This window comes from Odoribacter splanchnicus DSM 20712 (genome assembly GCF_000190535.1).
GTDB lineage: Bacteria > Bacteroidota > Bacteroidia > Bacteroidales > Marinifilaceae > Odoribacter > Odoribacter splanchnicus.
On sequence record NC_015160.1, the window covers coordinates 897,265 to 917,146 of the forward strand.

Here is a 19,882-nt window from a genome sequence, read left to right on the forward strand (position 1 = left end):
ATAGTATAAAATTAGCCAACTAATTCATACACAAAATGTTGCGAATTAGTTGGCTTTTTTGTATCTTTAGGTATTCCCCCGCAAATAAGGTTTGGAATCCAAAACGGGGGAAATTCCCCAACAAAGATATGGCTAAGATACAAAATATTTCGGAAATTCACCCTACTTTGGGCTTTACAGAATTTGATATTATAGAAAAATATCGCAAGAGTTTTCATGAGAGTGAGCTTGGCAGGCTTCATTCGGTGTTTCCGTTTGAGCGTATGGCAAAGACCATGGGCCTGTCGGAACAGCGACTGGGACGCAGGAACATCTTCAGTCCTTCGGCGAAGATCGCCCTTATGGTCCTGAAGGCGTACACCGGATTCTCTGACAGGCAGCTGGTGGAACATCTTAACGGGAACATACACTACCAGATGTTCTGCGGGATTATGATAAATCCGTCCTTTCCCATAACCAACTACAAGATAGTCAGTGCCATCCGCAATGAGATAGCGTCCCGTCTTGATGTTGATTCCCTCCAGGAAGTGCTGGCTTCACACTGGAAACCCTATCTTGACAGCCTTCACGTCTGTATGACCGATGCCACATGCTATGAGAGCCATATGCGTTTTCCTACGGATATGAAACTCCTTTGGGAAAGTCTGGAATGGCTCTACAGGCAAATCTGCCTTCATTGCAGAGATTTGGGTATAAGGCGTCCGCGCAACAAGTATGCGGATGTGGCGAAGTCCTATCTGTCCTACTGCAAGAAGAGAAAGAGGAAGGCTTCAAGGACAAGGATGCTCAAGCGTCGTATGATCAGACTCCTTGAAAAGCTCCTCATACAGAGGGATGAAATCCATAGAGAACATGGAACCTCACTCCGATATACCCAGGATTACCAGAAGCGTCTTTCCATCATCAGAAAGGTTCTTGTACAGGAAAAGGAGTTGTTTGAAGGCAGGAAGGTCAGGGACCGCATCGTCAGCATTGACCGTCATTATGTACGTCCCATTGTAAGAGGCAAGGAAACAAAGTCCGTCGAGTTCGGTGCGAAGGTCAACAACATACAGATAGACGGCATATCGTTCATCGAACACCTCTCGTTCAAGGCTTTCAACGAAGGTATACGCCTGAAGGACTGTATCCGCATGCAGCAGAAGCTCATGAATGTGAGGGTAAGATGCGTGGCTGCCGATTCCATATATGCCAATAATGCCAACAGAAAGTTCTGTACAAAATATGGAATATCCACATCCTTTGTACGCAAGGGAAGGGCGGCCAGGGATGAATCCTTGAGAAAGGTTCTCAGAAGTGAACTGTCAAAAGAAAGGGCCACCCGACTTGAAGGCAGCTTCGGCACACAGAAGCAGCATTACTCACTCTCAAGGATAAAGGCACGGAACAGGAAGACGGAAATCCTATGGATTTTCTTTGGAATACATACGGCAAATGCCATACTGATGATAGATAAAATCAGGAACCGGGCGGATAAAGCGGCATGACATAAATTTACCGACAGAACCAGAAGGGGTCATCAGACCTCTTCCGAAGCGTCGTGTCTAACAAGATAGGATTATGTGAAAAAACACAGAAAAAGGGCAATAATAATGGCATATAAAGTGATTATACTCTATCAACTTTATATGCCATCTTACTTTTTAGGGACATTTACTGAATATCCCTACTTAATCCTTGTTTTATTCGTCGTATTTTTCTTAATCTCTCTGGCTCTGGTCAATTCACTGGAACAATTTATCAACAACAATGCTTACAGCCAGGCAAAAGCAATCGCCAATAATGCCTTGATCATCTTCGAACGTGAAATTGCAAGAATCGAAAGCATTCCGCAAAATGTAACCGATATGCAGGGAGAACTGAATTATAAAAATATCCCTGATTTACCCATCCGAATTCTGAGAAGTTATAAGACACTCATCGGAAGTTCGGTCCATTACGATCTGAAAAATCCGGAAGTAGCCGATTTCATTCATATCAATGCTTACCGTACAGCAGATGAGAAAATCCATTTCACTCAACCCGATCCTTGTTGCAACTATTGTCATCCGGACTCAGCTAAAATCATCAAGTCGGCACCCAATAACGGATATTGGATTTATTCCGAAGTAAACCACTGCAAGACCATCGCTTTATGCCATCTGATCCACAACAGCCAGCATCAGCCCTGTGGTATTTTGAAAGTAGACTTTCCCTTGAAGAATCTGAATGCTCTGATCGGCAGCTATAAGTTGTTCAGATCCGGAAATTTATTTGTCGTCGATCGGGAAGGAAATTACATTGCTCATCCGGCTCCATCGCCGAGTGGGAAACAAAATCTGATCAGCCACCTCACAGGTCCCAAAGCCAGCTTTATCCACCGGAGTATATCGAGAGGGGAAACCTGTGCGACCACCGTGGAATTGGACAAACAAAAACACTACCTCTATTACACCCCTTTTTCTCCTATGGATTGGCAAATAGGTATCATCTGTCCCTATAACGAGATCTTATATTCATCCGGTAAACTTTATTTCATGTTATTCCTTTCTATGGGGTTGGGATTACTCTGCCTGTTTATCGGTATCGTTAACATTGTCAAGCGTTTATCCTCTCCTTTACTCGAGTTGGCTTATTCCACCCGTCGTGTTGCGGAAGGACAGTTCGATATCGTACTTCCTATCCCGAAATCTTGTAAAGAAATTTATGACTTATACGATTCTTTTCATTATCTGCAACAAAACCTGGTGAACTATATAGAACGGCTGAAAATCACTACGGCCGAGAAAGAACAGTACAATTCTGAGATGCGTCTGGCTCGCCGTATTCAACAACGTTTTCTTCCCCGCCCTATCCTTCTTCCTCCTAATATCGAATTGGCAGCAGACTTACGGCAATGCCGTGAAGTAGGCGGAGACTTTTACGAATATTTTCAGCTGGGCAACCAACTTTACTTTGCCATCGGAGATGTAGCGGGCAAAGGCACTCCGGCCGCCTTATACATGGCCTCCATCAGTAAACTATTCCGCTATATCGCCAGCAATAACACTTCTACAGCACAAATCTGCAATCTGATCAACAAACATATGTGTGACGATGCCGACGACGATATATACACCACGATCTTTATCGGGATTATAGATATCAATACCGGAATCATGACATTTACCAATGCCGGTCATCCTTATCCATTGATCATACATCACAATGGACAGACCAGTTTTCTGAATAAATACCCCGATGTTCCGATCGGTGTACTCGAGGAACATGAATTTTCAGAACATATCTATACTTTCAATAAAAATACAACCTTGTTATTTTATACCGATGGCATCACCGATACGGAAAATCAGTCGGGACAGTTCTACGGTCAGGATAAAATGATCAGATGTGTGGAAGCACAAACAGTGAAAACACCTGCTTTTATCATTCAGGCACTTCTCGAGGATATCCATAGCCACATCGGTCAGGGCAATCAATCGGACGACCTCACCTTACTGGCGATCAAATACAAAGGGATTCCGGGAAGCAAATGATCTACTGGCGGTTAAAATCCTCATTGATCGCTTGCAGATAGGCTTTCAGCAAGCGGCCATCTTCTTTTACACTGTCTTTCTCGACAAAAGTCTGGCTCTGTAAACTGAAATAAGTAGACCCTTTTTCGGTCACTACACCGGCTCCATTGGGATAAGAAAAGAAAGCAAAAGGAATCACCTGATCGGCCAATAAATTACGGCTGAACTTGTATCCGGAATGATCCATACCCAATTGGGCCAAAACCGTAGCCACCATATCTGTTTGTGACCCGATGGTCGTCACCACGGTATCCTGCACATTCAATGCCCCTCCTGACAATATCAGGGGGATGTGATAAGCTGCCGGAGTAGAAGGATCCACATGCCGGATATGACGTGTCCCATGGTCTGCCATCAGGATGAAAAGCGTATTGTCCCATAACCCCGAAGCTTTACATTTCCGGATAAATTCTCCGATGCAAGCATCGCTATAATGAATGGCATTGAGGAATTTATGCTCTGTGTCGTCGCCGGGTATCGCAACTTCGCCGGGGACATTGAAAGGTTCGTGGCTGCTCATATTAAAAGCCATGTACATGAAAGGTTGCCGGGCCTTGGCAATATCCTCATAAAGTCGTTCGAACATATATTGATCGTGTACCCCCCATTTGAAACGATTGGCCATAGCTTCACCGGAAAAGTCATCTTCGGTCACCATCCCCTGAAAGCTCATGGTGACTAAAGAACGGAAACTACCGAAATCGATATCCCCGGCATAATAATAACGGGTCGAATACCCGGCTTCTTCGAGATCTTTCGGAAACCTCGGACGTTCCATGATTTTATTGGGATACTTGATCATAGCAACGGCAGGATGTGAAGGAACGGCACTGATTGCAGCGACCATTCCGCGGTCGGAACGCGACCCCGTAGCATAAATATTCGTAAACAGTACTCCCTCTTTGGCCAGCTGATTCAAATTCGGCGTCACTCCGGGAATCCCCCCTAAAACTTCGACTGCATTCGCCGTAAAACTCTCCAAAAGTAAAAATACGATATTCGGACGTTCTGTTTTCAGCAAACGAGGATAATCGGTTCCTGTATGCATCAGGCTATCTACCACTTGTGCCACCTCCTGTTCCGGCAAATAATTATATTTTTTATCCAGATTTTTCATGTGCATCAGCTCGTAAATAAAATTCCAAACCGCATTTACAGCAGCCTGATTGGCATACATATTCTCAGCATGATAAAACACAGCACTACTATTCAACGGAGCCAGGTTCACTCCCCCTCTTACCGGTAAAATCATAGCACCACCGATCAGCAGAAATACGGGAATCCCCCAATAATTTCCCCTTTTATATCGCAACCCTTTCAAAACATAACGACGGAATACCCAAAAGGATAAAACGACACATCCCAGCATAAGCAAGGTAAGACATAAGTTCAGCCACAAAGGCGTAGAAGCCATCGCTTCTTTCGGGGTTTTCAGATACATCAGCGGAGTCGTATCGATGTGGAATCCCCAGTTCTTAAATAATTCCAGATCGACCACAACAACTCCCCAAAAAAAGAGAAGTAACGACAGCGTCAAACCGGCAAATACGGCCCGGATAATCTTTTCCCCGACGAAGACCGAACAAATCAGGATTACTGAAGAAAGCATCAGGATATAACCGCTCAAAGATAAATCCAAACGGATTCCTCCGGCTAAAATATGCCAAAAGTCAGCAGCGGACAAATGAGTCGTATCGGACCATTGATAGAATAAAAACATGATTTTTGCCACAATGGATATAACGACCCAAAACAAGTAATACTTCAGTAAAAAAATCAATTTTGCTTTCATCATCTCGTTATTTCTTAAACGGTTACCCGCTCTTATGTCTTATGTTGTTTTTTACGGGCAGCGGGAAACAATATATTATTCAAAATCAACCGATATCCGGCAGACTGTCGATGTAAATCCAATTCGGTTACAGGATCACCTACAAAGTGTTGATAATCTTCGGGATCATGTCCGCCCAAAAATGACCAGGTACCTTTCCCGTATTCCCCATGGATATACCTGACTTCTCCGGCAGCCTTATTTTCTCCCATAATCAGGACATTCGATTTGATCAGTTTCCGGTTATATGCGGTAGTCTGTCCCATAAACCCTTTAATCATGTTCATATGATTTTGGCACAACATCGTCGGCACAGGATCCCACTTGGCAGAAAATTCAAACAACAGGAAATAATCATCCCGTTCGGTTACTTTTCGGGTGTCTGTGACATCGATATCCGAGTATTCATAAATATTCGGATTCAACTGCAATTTAAAATCTTTGAAGGCAAATGTCTTCGAATAATCGAGCTTTTCCTGTGCGCCGGGCTCTACCGGATCACCGTCGAACATGACATCACAAATATCTACCTCCATCGCAGCCAAAGCAATATCGAAAGTATCGGTAGCCGAACACATCGCAAACATAAACCCTCCGGCAGACACATAATCGCGGATCGTCCGGACAACCGCTTTCTTCAATTCGGAAATTTTTGAAAAACCATATTTACGGGCCGTTTGTTTATTAGTTGTTTCTTCGGCTTTATACCAATCCATATGCCGATAATTCCGGTAGAATTTTCCCATCTGCCCTGTAAAATCTTCATGATGCAGGTGCAACCAATCGTACTCTTTCAGACATCCGTCCAGTATTTCCGAATCATAAACGACATCATAAGGAATTTCTGCATAGGTTAAAGCCAAAGTCACCGCATCATCCCAGGGTTTCTTTTCCTTCGGGGAGTAAACGGCAATCTTCGGCGCTTTCTCCAGTTTAACCGCATCTGCATTTACCTCCGGTGAAGCTATCTCAGCCAGGATCGCATTCAGCCTTGCCGGAGGAATCACTTCGAAGCCCACTCCTTTCAACAGACATTCCGTTCGTCCGTCCGCATCAAAAGGCAGTATAAAACTTCCTCCCCGGTAATTGAGCAACCACTGCACTTCCAATCCTTTTTTCAGCGTATGATAAACAACTCCATAAGCTTTCAAATGATTGCTCTGTGTATTATCCATCGGAATCAGAATATGATTCGCCAGACTGATCCATCCCATCAGGCAAAAACAACCGATAAGCAGCAGCCTCTTCATGATCCGATTTAAAAAGGAGCATTATTATCGAAACTATCCCTCATACCTTCGAATCCCTGATCCAATGCAGGCACAGGTTCATCGTTCATCTTCGAACTGAACGTTTGGGTAACGATCTCTCCGGTCGAAGTACTTGAAGCAAAAGGCGAAGTCGTATCGAGGTCACAGAATTGTGTCAATTCGGCCCGGAAACGCAAATTCACCTCGCCGACAGCACCACTACGGTGCTTGGCAATAATAATCGTCGCAATCCCCAACAGAGAGTTTCCTTCATTATCGACGGTTATCCCATATTTTTCAGGACGATGGATAAACATAACCATATCCGCATCCTGCTCGATAGATCCGGATTCACGCAGATCGGACAACATCGGTTTTTTATCCGGCCGGGATTCTACCCCACGGTTCAACTGGGACAAAGCCATAACAGGAATACTCAATTCCTTGGCAATAATTTTCAGCTGCCTTGAAATCAAACTCACTTCCTGTTCCCGGTTTCCCCGCATATCGGCACCGGCGGTCATCAACTGCAGATAGTCGATAATCAATACTTTTATTCCATATTTCTGTTTCAATCGCCGGCACTTGGCCCGCAATTCGAAGATAGACAAAGCCGGGGTATCGTCCACCAGGATGGGAGCCTCCACCAAAGCCTTGATCCGGCTGTGCAATTGCTGCCATTCTTCGTCGGTGAGACGCCCTGTTTTCAATTTCTCGGCACTCAATTCGGTCTCACTGGCGATCAAACGATTCACCAACTGCACGGCCGACATTTCCAAAGAGAAAATAGCGACAGCCTGGTGGTGTTTCACCGCCATATTCCGGGCCATAGAAAGCACAAAAGCCGTCTTACCCATAGCAGGACGGGCGGCAATGATCACTAAATCCGAAGGCTGCCAACCGGAAGTCACCGCATCCAAAGCATTAAAGCCCGAAGGAAGTCCACTGATCCCGTCCGGCTTTTCGGCAGCAGCCTGAATACCTTTTATCGCTTCGTCGATGATCGGAGCTATCTCGGCCGTATCTTTTTTAATATTACCGTCGGCAATATCGAATACAGCTTTCTGAGCCTTATCCATCAAATCAGAAACATCGGTCGCTTCATCATAGGCCATCTCCTGCAATTCTGTACAGACCCCGATCAGTTTACGCTGCAAATATTTCTGAACAATGATCTTTGCATGGAATTCGATGTGGGCGGCCGAAGCTACCCGGGTCGTCAGCTGGGACAAATAATAATACCCCCCGACCTGTTCCAGTTCCCCACTTTGCTTCAATGCCTCGCTCACCGTGAGCAAATCCACCGGGTCATCGTTCAGGAACAACTTATGAATGGCCCGGAATATCTTTTGATGCGCATCCTTATAAAAAGCATCCGGTTCCAATAAATCCCCGACGATAGAAAAAGCATCCCGTTCCAACATCAGGGCTCCCAATACTGCTTCTTCCAAATCGACGGCCTGTGGGGGCATTTTCCCATATTCCGCCTGCAAATCTTTTACGCTTCTACTCGTATTAAAATCCGATTTTTTTGCCATAATCAATAATTCAACCTCTATCTCCCTTTTACTGACCGCTTCATTTTTCCGGTTCTGTCTACTTGATGACTTTTCTATTTTTCAGTTCCCAAAAGCAACGGGCTGTAGCCTCCACATCTGCCAATGCATTATGCGCATTGTCAAAACCACTGCCGAACAATACTTGGTGTAATTCCGCCAACCGGGGAGATTTGAATCCTTTTTTCCCGGGAAGCTTACAATAATCTGTAGAAAGTTTCATCGTACAATATTTCGGCTTCAGGAACAGGGTCGTCATCATTCGCAAACGCTCGAATTCAGCCCCGACAATACATTCGTCGAAGCTGATATTATGCCCAACCAAAGCTGTCGCTTCATCGATCTTTCGGGCAAATTGCTCCATCACTTCTTGTAAAGGTTCCCCCTTTTCACGTGCCACCAAAGTCGTGATCCCATGCACCCGCGAAGCTTCCGGAGGAATAGTAAATCCTTCGGGCTTTACTATGACATCCCGGCTCTCGAGCATGTTTCCCCGGTCATCGTACATGATCCAGGCCAATTGTACTAATCTGGGCCAATTTTCCAAGTCTGTTACAGGTGCATTCCACCGTTTAGGTAATCCTGTCGTCTCTGTGTCAAAGAATAAATACATATTCCGGATTTTTAAATTGAAGACGGAAAATTACCCTTTTTTAAGACAAACTGCAAAAAGTTCCCCTATTTTTTATCTTCGTTATCAAAACTCTTATTATACTGGTGCATAGCCCTATAACTCATACCCATACTCGAAAATCCTCCATCGTGGTAAAGATTCTGCATCGTAATCTTCCGGGTAAGGTCGGAAAACAGGCAAACGCAATAATTGGCACATTCTTCTGCAGTAGCATTTCCAAGGGGCGACATCCGGTCGGCAAAGTCTACCAGCGAATCGAAACCTTTGATTCCGCTCCCCGCTGTAGTCATTGTCGGTGACTGGGAAATCGTATTCACCCGGATGCGTTTTTCCCGTCCATAAATATATCCGAAGCTACGGGCTATCGATTCCAGCATAGCTTTTGCATCGGCCATGTCGTTGTATTCGAACATCGTACGCTGAGCTGCCACATAAGACAAAGCGACCACCGATCCCCACTCATTGATGGCGTCCAGTTTTTTGGCCGTTTGCAGCACTTTATGGAAAGAAATTGCGGATATATCCAACGTCTTTTGCAAAAAATCGTAATCCAGATCGTCATAAGGACGTTTTTTTCTTACATTCAAAGACATACCGATCGAATGTAAGATAAAATCCACCTTCCCACCGAAATGTGTCATCGATTCCTGAAAAAGATGGGTCAAATCCTCCACGCTCGTAGCATCCGCCGGAATGAGCGGGATCTGATGTTTCGCCGCAAAATCCTGTATATCTCCCATCCGAATCGATAGCGGAGTATTCGTCAATACGATTTCAGCCCCTTCTTCTATACATTTCTCCGCCACTTGCCAGGCAATAGACATCTCATTCAGGGCACCGAAAATAATTCCCTTCTTTCCTTTTAATAAATTGTAAGCCATTCTTTTTATTTTAATGAATAATCTTCCTATTTACGATATTCTTCATAAATAGTAAACTCCGAACATATAAAATACGTTCAGAACCGGCCTGCAAAAATACAAAAAATTTCCGAAGCTCAATTGCCTGCTTTTGCCGAGAGCAGAATTTTAGCTGTTTCTATGGCTGCCGGTGTAATTTCCTGCCCGCTGATCATGCCGGCAATCTCCTGTACCCGTTCCTCTGGTGTCAATTTCCTGATTCCAGAGATCGTCGTTTCACCGCGATCTTCTTTATATACTTTAAAATGACAATTGCCGGCAGCCGCGATCTGAGGCAGATGGGAAATACTGATCACCTGCATTCGCCCGGCCATCTCACGCATAATCAACGACATCCGGTGGGCTACTTCCCCGGACAATCCGGTATCTATTTCATCCAGAATAATCACCGGTAATTGTTTTGCTCCGGAAAGCACATATTTCAATGCCAGCATTACCCTGGAAATTTCTCCTCCGGAAGCGACCCGGGCAATTTCTCCCGGCTGTTGGTTCTTATTGGCCGAGAACAAAAACTTTACTTCATCCCGGCCTGTCCGGGTAAACTCATCTACCGCCGTGATCCCGACCTGAAACTCGGCATGTTTGATTCCCAGTCCGACCAGTAGTTTTTTCATAGTCGCACACAACTTCCCCTCCATACTCACCCGCATTTCGTGGATTTTACCGGCCAGCTGCAACATTCGTTTTTCAGTCTCCTGTAGTTTCTTTTCCTGTCGCTCTATTTCTTCCGACCCTCCTTCTACCTTTTTCAATTTTTCCCGGATTTGTTCCCTCAATGTTACGAGCTCTTCTACCGACTCGGCTTTATATTTGAACAACAAATCGTAAATGGTATTCAAACGCTGATTGATTTTCTCGATACGCCCGGCATTATATTCCACACTTTCTGCTCTGCGTTCGGCCTCGTCGGCCAGATCGTTCAACTCGATAATCACAGAATCCAGCCGCTCCCGGTATTCGCCGGCTTCCTTAAAAGCATTCTCTAGTGCGGAGATGGCATTGCGGCTTCCTTTCAATACTTGAATGACAGACTGCTCGGTATCCCGCAGATTCCAGGATAACCCACTTAAGGCCGATTTGATATTTTCTGCATGAGTCAGTAATTCCAACTCTTCTTCAAGTGCTTCCTTCTCCCCTAGCTGTAAGCGTGCACTCTCCAACTGATTAAACTGAAATTGCAGATAATCACTTTCCTTTTCGGCATCGGCAGCCCTGTCTTTCAACTGCTTCAAAGCAGATTTCAATTGTTGACGCTCCCTGAAGTCTGCCTGGTAAAGTTCCGACAGTTCACGATTACCACAAAATGCATCCAATATATCGGTCTGATATTCAGGATGTCCCAACAACAAAGACTGATGTTGGGAATGGATATCTATCATATAAGTACCGAAATCTTTCAACAACTTATTATTTACCGGGGTATCGTTGATAAAACAACGTGATTTTCCTTCTGCAGTCAACTCCCTCCTGACCATAACCTGTTCTGAATAGTCGAGGTCGTTCTCGTCGAACCATTCTTTTAAAGCATATCCGGCAATATTGTATTCTATCTCTACAATACACTTTTTGGTTTTATCCATGATAGCCGACGAATCGGCCCTCTGCCCCAAGGTCAGACCGATTGCTCCCAATAGAATAGACTTTCCGGCACCAGTCTCACCGGTGATCACCGAAAATCCTTTTTCCAATTCGATATGCGTGTGATCGATCAGGGCATAATTATTTATACTGATATTTTCAATCATCGTTTTTTATTTACTATCAATTCGTTTTTTCCTGAATCAAAGCATTATACTTCGAACTATTTGCAGGATTTACTTCTGAGACAATATTAAAAATTCTTTTCCTCTCATCGGTAAAAGCAGGCTTGAAAATATGCACGATTTCATCGGCTTTGGCATCGAAAAACACCTGCATCAAGTAGGAATTGGGTTTTATCCGATGGGCCTTCTGTAACAAACCCAGAGCTTCCAGAATAGCCAAACGTCCGTCGGTCAGGTTATCCGACATCACATCCAGCCCCAACCGATGATACTTATAAATACATTCCCGGACAGAAGCATAACTGCGGTCCTGCAAATTATTGATCAACCAATAGCGATTGCGACGGTTTTCAAAAGACTTCCAGCCGGATTCCTTGGCATTCTGACAGCGGGCGACAATGGTCTCTGCCCGGTTAAAAAAGTCGTTTCCTCCCATCAGCGAAAAACTATCATAGTCAATCCCCAAAATGATATTGGCATAAAAAGCCAGCAGGTTCACCAGATTGGAATTTTGTCCGGTCTCACTATACTCCAGTGGCTCGAATTCCCGGTATATGTAATCGATGTCGTTATCCCTGAAATTCAATAACACCGTACTATAGGAAGAGTTGTACACCGGCCGGCTCACCCGTACTTGCATCGATCCCCGGAACTGGTCGCTCCCTATCTGTTCATCCAGGGTGATCTGTATACTGCATTCGATTCGTTCATCGTATTGAAAAATATTTTCCGACCAACGTTTATTATTCAGGAATTCGTACATATCCCGCTGCATATTGGTAAAAAGCTCCCGGTTCGTCCCTTGTATTTTTTGCGAAGAAACGGAAATATTACATCTTAACTCTTGAGCCGTAACAAAATAGCTCATAAGAATAAATAAACAGAAATAGAAGAGACGTTGTTTTAACATAAATAGAATGATATCATAGTACAAATATAAAGTTTTCTCCCGATACTAATAATTTTTCATTCCCGATTTTTCATTCTTCATTTTATTTCATACTTTTGCGCCGTCAAAATCGACATAATATTTATAGTTCTTCATAAAAATGACAAGCAGAAGATTGATCCGAATAAAAGTATTGCAACTGCTCTACGCTTACAGCAAAAAAGAAAGTGCTACTCTCGCCGAGATTGAACGCGATCTACTGAAAAGTATGTCTAAAAGTACAGATTTGTACTACGAAACTTTGTTACTAATCACTGAAGTCCGCCGAAAAGCTTTTCAAAAAATAGATACAGCACGTAACCGCCGGTTCGCTTCTAATGTCGATCTGAATCCGAATACCCGCTTCATCGATAATCCGGTTTTCAATATCTTGGAAAATAACAAAAAATTCCAGTACTATATTACAAACAACCTGATTAGTTGGAACGATAATCAGGAAACGGTATTGTATTTCTACAATAAACTGATCGAGTGGTCCAAATATCAGAAATACATGCACCAGAAATCGCCCTCTTTCGAGCAGCACAAACAGATCGTACTCGATTTATTTTCAGAACTGATCATACAGGACGAGATGTTTTATCAAACGATGGAAGAAAAGAGTATCTTCTGGAACGATGATTTTGAACTGGTACTCAGCATTGTATATAAAACACTCTGGCATCTTCAGGAAAAAATGAGAGAAGAAGACGATATTTTATACCCGATTTATAAAAAAGACGAAGATTTCGAATATGCAAGGACATTGATGCGTAAAGCATTTTATGAATATAACGCCAATATGGAGATCATCGATAAGTTTACCTATAATTGGGAGTTGGACCGTATCTCGGAAATGGACAAACTGATCATGTCATGTGCGATTTCCGAATTAAAACATTTTCCTTCCATTCCGGTGAAAGTGACTTTGGATGAATATATCGAAATCTCTAAAACCTATAGCTCGCCGAAGAGCGGAGCATTTATCAACGGAGTATTGGACAAAGCAGTGGCTTTACTCAAAGACACGAATGAAATTGTAAAAGCCGGACGGGGATTACTGGACGAAACAGAAGCCCGATAAAAAAGGGGGTATATCCCCCTTTTAGCTAAACTAAACTAAACGAATTAAAATACCGTTGTAATCCCTACAATGGTTTATTTTGAAAACTTTTTATTCCCACGCAACTATAATGCACTAAAATTATATAAAATATCAGTTCTTTCCAAATTATTAAACATCTAATATTTTTTTACCTGTGGGATAGGCTGGTATTTTTGAATATAATCTAAGGCCGGCTCTACAGCATCGGCTATATAATAAAGGTGATCGTAAGCAGAGGAAATAAATTTTGCTTTACGGCTGTGCTCGATAAATTCGAAAAACAGCTTATAATATCCGGCGGTATTAAAAAAAACGATCGGTTTATTGTGCTGACCCAATTGTTTCAGGGTAATGACTTCGGTTATTTCTTCTAAAGTCCCCCAACCACCGGGCAGAGCGATAAAAGCATCCGCATGTTCCCGCAGCAGGTGTTTACGTTCCTTCATATCGGGAGCGACGATCAATTGTTTCAATCCGCCGGCAGCGACACCACGGTCACGGATACACTCCGGTATAATCCCGGTTACTTCGCCTCCTTGCCGAATCGTAGCATCGGCAACTTCCCGCATCAACCCGATGTTCGTGCCTCCATAAATCAATTGCCACCCTAATTCTCCGATCCTTTTTCCTAATCGGCCGGCTTCTCTAAAATAACATGGCTCCACCTCATTGGCAGAAGCACAAAATACAGCTACTCTCATTTTAATTTATTGGGAACTATTTTATCTTACACTAAACTTAGCGGACCTTCGGTGCTGACTGCATTTTCCATCAGTACCGAAGGTCCGCTCATCTCTACCGAAGTAATAACAATTCGTTCTGACTTCTTTCTGCTTTAAGCATCGATAGTTGCATAGGTTGCATTTTGTTCGATAAATTGCCGTCTGGGCGGCACATCGTCTCCCATCAACATCGAGAAGATCCGGTCGGCATCGGCAGCATTTTCGATAGATACCTGACGCAATATCCGGTTCTCCGGTGACATGGTCGTTTCCCACAACTGCTCTTTACTCATCTCACCCAAACCTTTGTAACGCTGGATATGCAACCCGGCATCCCCTTTACCGTTGCTCATTTCATTTACCAACTGTTCCAGTTCTTTATCTGTCCAGCAATACCGTTGTTCTTTATTTCCTTTCTTCACAGAATATAAAGGAGGCGTTGCGATATACAGATATCCGTTCTCGATCACCGGACGCATAAAACGGAAGAACAAAGTCATAATCAAAGTAGCGATATGTGCACCATCGACATCGGCATCGGCCATGATCACAATCTTATGGTAACGCAATTTTTCCAGGTTAACGGCTTTGGAGTCTTCCTGAGTACCGATCGTAATCCCCAGAGCCTGGAAAATTATTTTTATTTCATCGCTTTCATATACCCGGTGCATCATAGCCTTCTCTACATTCAGGATTTTTCCCCGCAAGGGTAAAATAGCCTGGTAACGACGGTCACGTCCCTGTTTTGCCGTACCCCCTGCTGAATCTCCCTCGACCAGGAAGATTTCACATTTTGCCGGATCATTATCCGAACAGTCGGCCAGTTTACCGGGCAAACCGGAGCCACTCAATACAGTTTTACGCTGCACAAGATCACGGGCTTTACGGGCTGCATGACGCGCAGTGGCTGCCAGAATGACCTTATCCACAATTGCCTTAGCTTCTCTCGGGTTTTCTTCGAGATAGTTTTCCAGAACGGTAGATACAGCTTGTGAAACAGCCGTACCGACTTCTGTATTCCCCAATTTCGTTTTAGTCTGACCTTCAAACTGCGGTTCTGCCACTTTCACCGAAATCACAGCCGTCAATCCTTCGCGGAAATCATCGCTATTGATATCGAATTTCAGTTTTGAAAGCATTCCGTGACTCTCGGCATAAGCTTTCAGGGTCGTCGTCAAGCCCCGTTTGAAACCGGTCAGGTGAGTACCTCCTTCTATCGTATTGATATTATTGACATAAGAAAATACATTCTCTGAAAAACCCGTATTATAATGCAAAGCGACCTCCACAGGGATTCCATTCTTTTCTGTCGCTATATCGATCGTATCTTCGATCAGTTTTTCCCGGGTATTATCGAGGTATTCGACAAATTCACTCAAACCGTGTTGAGAAAAGAACACTTCATGCCGGGGAGCATTGGTCTCCGGATCGATCTCCCGTTTATCGGTCAACGACAAACGAATCCCTTTGTTCAAATAAGCCAACTCCCGCAACCGGGCCGATAAGATATCGTATTTATACTCGGTAACATAAAAAATCGTATCATCCGGCAAGAAAGTAATCGTAGTCCCGGTGCGATCGGTATCTCCTACCACCTGTACATCTCCGGCAGGAATCCCTTTGTGATATTCCTGTCTCCAGATTTTTCCTTCCCGGTGAATCTCTGCAATTAAAGTAGTAGAAAGCGCATTGACGCAGGAAACACCTACCCCGTGCAAACCACCGGACACTTTATAAGAATCTTTATCGAATTTACCTCCGGCATGCAATACGGTCATAACCACTTCCAGAGCCGATTTATTCTCTTTGGAATGGCGTGCTGTCGGAATACCCCGACCGTTATCTCTCACAGAGATCGAGTTATCTTCGTTTATAGTTACCTGAATATGATCACAAAATCCAGCCAAAGCCTCGTCTATAGAGTTGTCTACGACCTCGTAAACCAAATGGTGCAACCCTTTGACATTAACGTCTCCGATATACATGGAGGGACGCATCCTCACTGCCTCCAAACCTTCCAGTACCTGAATACTATCGGCGGAATACTCTCTTTCGTTTTTCTCAATCTCTTCGCTCATATTATAGTTTAATTGATTTTTTCACAAAACATGCAAATATAATCATTTTCCGGCGAATAACCTTCGTTTTTAACTATTAAAACACCTCTTTTCAAGGCAAAAAACAAGAAAAAGAAGAGTGGTACAAAAGGTTTCAAAAAGAGACCTGCAGCTTTTCAAACCTGCCGGATGAGTACGTCCCAAACTTCGATCGGCAAACCTTCGGTCCTGATAAATAAATAGAAATCAGGAATTTCAGGTTCGCCGATCCATCCTTCAGCAGAATGCCGGATCACATCGGGCCGCATGTCCGGCTTACTCCGTATTCAACCTTTACAGCAAGCTGAACATACAAGTCACACCAGCCATCACGATAGCTACCATGCTCATAAGTTTTATCAATATATTCAGGCTCGGCCCGGAAGTATCTTTGAACGGATCTCCGACCGTATCCCCGATTACCGTTGCCTTATGACATTCGGAACCTTTACCTCCCAGATGACCTTCTTCGACATATTTCTTGGCATTGTCCCAAGCTCCCCCGGAATTAGCCATGAAAACCGCCAAAACGAATCCGGAACCCAATCCTCCGGCTAAAAGTCCCATTACACCGGCTACACCAAAAATCAATCCGACAATAATCGGAATAATAATAGCCAGCAAAGACGGAAAGATCATTTCACGCTGTGCTCCACGGGTAGAGATCTCTACACAACGGGCATAATCGGGCTCGGCTTTTCCTTCCATAATCCCTTTAATTTCGCGGAATTGCCGTCTTACTTCGTTGACCATTTTCTGTGCCGCACGCCCTACCGCATTCATCGTCAGCCCACAAAATAAAAAGGCCATCATCGAACCGATAAATACGCCGGCCAACACTTTCGGGTTCATCAGATTCACATCGTAATAAGTCATCATATCTTTCAAACCTGCCGAAGCTGTATCGACCACTTTCCCTCCGACCTCGAGTGTCGTATGCCCTAAACGGATCAAACCGATTTTGATTTCTTCAATATACGAAGCCAGTAAAGCCAAACCCGTCAATGCAGCCGAACCGATAGCAAACCCTTTTCCGGTCGCTGCGGTCGTATTTCCCAAGGCATCCAATGCATCTGTCCGCTGCCGGACTTCGGCTCCCAGTTCGCTCATTTCAGCATTTCCACCGGCATTATCGGCTATAGGACCGTAAGCATCCGTCGCTAAAGTGATGCCCAAAGTCGAAAGCATCCCCACAGCAGCAATTCCTACCCCATACAATCCCATCGACATATCGGTCATATCGAATTGTGCAGCAAATAAATAAGCCAATATGATACCGACCACAATCGTAATTACGGGTATTGCCGTCGAAATCATTCCGGTTCCGATCCCTTTGATAATCACGGTAGCAGGACCCGTCTCCGAACTTTTAGCTATATCCTGAGTCGGTTTGTAAGCATGTGAAGTGTAATATTCCGTCGCCTTTCCGATTACGATACCGGTCAGCAAGCCTGTAATCACCGAGCCGCAAATCCAATAACTCAGGCCCAGCAGATGGATCACCAGAAAACTGGCAGCCACAATCAGCACGGAACTGGTATTGATTCCCCGGTCCAATGCCCTCAGCAATTGCAACTGAGATGCCCCTTCCTTGGTTTTTACCATAAATATACCCAACAACGAAAGGATCACGCCGAAAGCGGCAATCAACATCGGAGCCAGGATTGCATTGAATTGTAATTCCGGCACAGTGATAAAAGCAGCAGCCCCCAGCGCAGCAGTAGCCAACACCGAACCACAATAGGACTCATACAAATCGGCTCCCATACCGGCGACATCTCCCACATTATCTCCGACGTTGTCTGCAATAGTTGCAGGATTACGGGGATCGTCTTCGGGAATTCCGGCTTCTACTTTCCCGACCAGATCGGCTCCGACATCAGCCGCTTTAGTAAAAATACCGCCCCCGACACGGGCAAATAAGGCTTGGGTAGAAGCCCCCATACCGAAAGTCAGCATGGTAGTCGTAATCATCACTGCTTTGTGGGTAGCACTGGCTTCTTCGACAAAGCAATCCAGTACCAGCCACCACAAAGAAATATCCAGCAAAGCCAGTCCGACTACCACCAAACCCATTACAGCTCCCGAACGGAAAGCCACTTTCAAACCGTCGTTCATGCTCCGGCTGGCCGCATTCGCCGTTCGGGCCGAAGCATAAGTGGCTGTTTTCATTCCGATAAAACCGGCCAATCCGGAAAAAAAACCACCGGTCAAAAAGGCAAACCATACCCAACCGTTCTGCAATCCCGGACCATAAGCCATCCAGGCAAAAAACAGACACAAGACCAGGAATACGAGCCCAACAATCTTATACTGCTGTCTCAGATAAGCCATCGCCCCTTTGCGGACATGGCCGGCAATCCGTTTCATGGTCTCATTGCCTTCCGATTCCTTCATCATCCCTTTGAAGAAAAACCAGGCAAATAACAAGGCGATTACCGAACAAATCGGTACAATCCAAAATAATTGATTTAACATAAGTAAAATAGATTATAGTGAATAAAAAAACGATAAATAACAAATACTTACAATCCCGATTTGTTATTTATCGTTCGTTATCAAACGTCTGGGGACGTTATTCTGCCGGAGTACCGGTAGCTACGCTCTTACTACGTTCTATAGATTGTAAGGCCAAATAATGATCTCCGAATTTCTCCAGATTATCCAGCTCGGTTTCAAACTGATCCTGATGAACTTCTTCTTCGGCAGTCAGTGTCTCGAATAATTTTTTAGATACAGAATCTGCATTGGCGGCACATTCGTTGGCCCATTTGTTGTAATCGTCTACACTATTCATTTCCATCTTCACCGCCTGTTCCAACATATCTTTTACCTCGGTCAGCTTTCTCACTTCTCCGGCCACTTTCATTTCTACTTCTCCCTTGAGGAATAAAATACGTTCGGCCAATTGTTCAACGTGCATCATCTCCTGGATAGCGATCCGTTTGAATAAATTGGAAACCAGATCGAATCCCATATCATCACACCGGAAATGAAAATACATATATTTGGTGTACAGCCAATAACTCATCGTTTACTGCTTTATTCAACAGTTCAATACTTTTCTCTTTCTTACTCATATGACTTATTTTTTATAATTGAAAATATGACTGATACAAAAATAGCATTTCCACAAAATTTAGCAAACTATTTTTAAATTATCTGTTATTTATTTTTAAGCCATTTTTTCAATAAGTTTTGATTCCCTTTGTAAAAACCGATCCGAATCGCAGTAAATGAATAAGCTCCTGTCAATACCGTCGTCAGTGTAATTACTCACTACTCCCACGAGCTTCCGGTATCCCCCCTTCATCTGACATCAGAGCTAACCGGCAAAGAAAATACAACCGGAAATTTGCAGCAGCAGGAAGACGGACCATCCGGATTATTTCCAGTGAGAATAATCTTTCTTAAATTAAGACTGGGCTGCAATTCAGTGATAACGTTAGTCGGAGGTGATCGGGATTGGAGACCATTGGAACTCTGGCGAGTGTCGTCTTGCTTTTTCTGAACACCCGACCGG

Annotated in this window: 15 protein-coding genes; 3 read left to right on the forward strand and 12 right to left on the reverse strand. The window is 44.1% G+C overall.

Annotated elements, in window-relative coordinates; translation table 11 throughout:
* Window positions 1-128 precede the first annotated feature (128 nt).
* Window positions 129-1,487, forward strand: coding sequence for a transposase (locus ODOSP_RS03760; RefSeq protein ID WP_080705330.1), 1,359 nt, complete (start codon window positions 129-131; stop codon window positions 1,485-1,487).
* 105 nt (window positions 1,488-1,592) lie between these two features.
* Window positions 1,593-3,515, forward strand: a complete 1,923-nt coding sequence (locus tag ODOSP_RS18650; protein WP_013611080.1) for a SpoIIE family protein phosphatase — start codon at window positions 1,593-1,595, stop codon at window positions 3,513-3,515.
* Window position 3,516: 1 nt separating this feature from the next.
* Here ODOSP_RS18650 and ODOSP_RS03770 read toward each other — a convergent pair whose 3' ends face one another.
* From ODOSP_RS03770 to porD, 7 genes are all read right to left on the reverse strand, one after another.
* Window positions 3,517-5,349: an LTA synthase family protein gene (locus tag ODOSP_RS03770; protein WP_013611081.1), complete on the reverse strand. Its 1,833-nt coding sequence runs from the start codon at window positions 5,347-5,349 to the stop codon at window positions 3,517-3,519.
* A 29-nt stretch (window positions 5,350-5,378) separates the two neighbouring features.
* Window positions 5,379-6,635, reverse strand: a complete 1,257-nt coding sequence (locus tag ODOSP_RS03775) for a hypothetical protein (protein WP_013611082.1) — start codon at window positions 6,633-6,635, stop codon at window positions 5,379-5,381.
* Window positions 6,636-6,643: 8 nt separating this feature from the next.
* On the reverse strand, window positions 6,644-8,173 hold the full coding sequence (gene dnaB / locus ODOSP_RS03780) for a replicative DNA helicase (RefSeq protein WP_013611083.1): 1,530 nt from the start codon (window positions 8,171-8,173) through the stop codon (window positions 6,644-6,646).
* Between the two features lie 58 nt (window positions 8,174-8,231).
* Window positions 8,232-8,804, reverse strand: coding sequence for a 3'-5' exonuclease (locus ODOSP_RS03785; RefSeq protein WP_013611084.1), 573 nt, complete (start codon window positions 8,802-8,804; stop codon window positions 8,232-8,234).
* A 65-nt stretch (window positions 8,805-8,869) separates the two neighbouring features.
* Window positions 8,870-9,706: an enoyl-ACP reductase FabI gene (locus ODOSP_RS03790; protein ID WP_013611085.1), complete on the reverse strand. Its 837-nt coding sequence runs from the start codon at window positions 9,704-9,706 to the stop codon at window positions 8,870-8,872.
* A 116-nt stretch (window positions 9,707-9,822) separates the two neighbouring features.
* On the reverse strand, window positions 9,823-11,490 hold the full coding sequence (gene recN / locus ODOSP_RS03795; protein WP_013611086.1) for a DNA repair protein RecN: 1,668 nt from the start codon (window positions 11,488-11,490) through the stop codon (window positions 9,823-9,825).
* A gap of 16 nt (window positions 11,491-11,506) precedes the next feature.
* Entirely contained in the window at window positions 11,507-12,418 is a 912-nt protein-coding gene (porD, locus tag ODOSP_RS03800; protein WP_013611087.1) for a type IX secretion system protein PorD, read from the reverse strand.
* 139 nt (window positions 12,419-12,557) lie between these two features.
* Here porD and ODOSP_RS03805 point away from each other — a divergent pair, with 139 nt between their 5' ends.
* Window positions 12,558-13,520 (forward strand): transcription antitermination protein NusB, encoded by a 963-nt coding sequence (locus tag ODOSP_RS03805; protein ID WP_013611088.1) that lies wholly within the window; start codon window positions 12,558-12,560, stop codon window positions 13,518-13,520.
* A 158-nt stretch (window positions 13,521-13,678) separates the two neighbouring features.
* On the opposite strand, the gene ODOSP_RS03810 is transcribed toward ODOSP_RS03805, so the two are convergent.
* The 5 genes from ODOSP_RS03810 to ODOSP_RS03825 form a co-directional block, all read right to left on the reverse strand.
* Window positions 13,679-14,242, reverse strand: coding sequence for an LOG family protein (locus tag ODOSP_RS03810; protein ID WP_013611089.1), 564 nt, complete (start codon window positions 14,240-14,242; stop codon window positions 13,679-13,681).
* Window positions 14,243-14,376: 134 nt separating this feature from the next.
* Window positions 14,377-16,341, reverse strand: coding sequence for a DNA topoisomerase (ATP-hydrolyzing) subunit B (gyrB, locus tag ODOSP_RS03815; RefSeq protein WP_013611090.1), 1,965 nt, complete (start codon window positions 16,339-16,341; stop codon window positions 14,377-14,379).
* Window positions 16,342-16,496: 155 nt separating this feature from the next.
* A complete protein-coding gene (locus ODOSP_RS20375) occupies window positions 16,497-16,628 on the reverse strand; it encodes a hypothetical protein (RefSeq protein WP_013611091.1) in 132 nt (43 codons plus the stop codon).
* A gap of 25 nt (window positions 16,629-16,653) precedes the next feature.
* Window positions 16,654-18,837: a sodium-translocating pyrophosphatase gene (locus ODOSP_RS03820; RefSeq protein ID WP_013611092.1), complete on the reverse strand. Its 2,184-nt coding sequence runs from the start codon at window positions 18,835-18,837 to the stop codon at window positions 16,654-16,656.
* Between the two features lie 97 nt (window positions 18,838-18,934).
* On the reverse strand, window positions 18,935-19,390 hold the full coding sequence (locus ODOSP_RS03825) for a ferritin-like domain-containing protein (RefSeq protein ID WP_228026183.1): 456 nt from the start codon (window positions 19,388-19,390) through the stop codon (window positions 18,935-18,937).
* Window positions 19,391-19,882 lie beyond the last annotated feature (492 nt).

Excerpts from the sequence above, each read along its gene's own strand:
- ODOSP_RS03790 (WP_013611085.1), bottom strand. The coding sequence starts at position 9,706 with ATGGCTTACAATTTATTAAAAGGAAAGAAGGGAATTATTTTCGGTGCC.
- ODOSP_RS03810 (WP_013611089.1), bottom strand. The coding sequence starts at position 14,242 with ATGAGAGTAGCTGTATTTTGTGCTTCTGCCAATGAGGTGGAGCCATGT.
- ODOSP_RS18650 (WP_013611080.1), top strand. The coding sequence starts at position 1,593 with ATGGCATATAAAGTGATTATACTCTATCAACTTTATATGCCATCTTAC.
- ODOSP_RS03825 (WP_228026183.1), bottom strand. The coding sequence starts at position 19,390 with ATGAGTTATTGGCTGTACACCAAATATATGTATTTTCATTTCCGGTGT.
- ODOSP_RS03785 (WP_013611084.1), bottom strand. The coding sequence starts at position 8,804 with ATGTATTTATTCTTTGACACAGAGACGACAGGATTACCTAAACGGTGG.
- dnaB (WP_013611083.1), bottom strand. The coding sequence starts at position 8,173 with ATGGCAAAAAAATCGGATTTTAATACGAGTAGAAGCGTAAAAGATTTG.
- ODOSP_RS03805 (WP_013611088.1), top strand. The coding sequence starts at position 12,558 with ATGACAAGCAGAAGATTGATCCGAATAAAAGTATTGCAACTGCTCTAC.
- ODOSP_RS03770 (WP_013611081.1), bottom strand. The coding sequence starts at position 5,349 with ATGATGAAAGCAAAATTGATTTTTTTACTGAAGTATTACTTGTTTTGG.
- porD (WP_013611087.1), bottom strand. The coding sequence starts at position 12,418 with ATGTTAAAACAACGTCTCTTCTATTTCTGTTTATTTATTCTTATGAGC.
- ODOSP_RS03775 (WP_013611082.1), bottom strand. The coding sequence starts at position 6,635 with ATGAAGAGGCTGCTGCTTATCGGTTGTTTTTGCCTGATGGGATGGATC.
- ODOSP_RS20375 (WP_013611091.1), bottom strand. The coding sequence starts at position 16,628 with ATGCGGCCCGATGTGATCCGGCATTCTGCTGAAGGATGGATCGGCGAA.
- recN (WP_013611086.1), bottom strand. The coding sequence starts at position 11,490 with ATGATTGAAAATATCAGTATAAATAATTATGCCCTGATCGATCACACG.
- ODOSP_RS03820 (WP_013611092.1), bottom strand. The coding sequence starts at position 18,837 with ATGTTAAATCAATTATTTTGGATTGTACCGATTTGTTCGGTAATCGCC.
- ODOSP_RS03760 (WP_080705330.1), top strand. The coding sequence starts at position 129 with ATGGCTAAGATACAAAATATTTCGGAAATTCACCCTACTTTGGGCTTT.
- gyrB (WP_013611090.1), bottom strand. The coding sequence starts at position 16,341 with ATGAGCGAAGAGATTGAGAAAAACGAAAGAGAGTATTCCGCCGATAGT.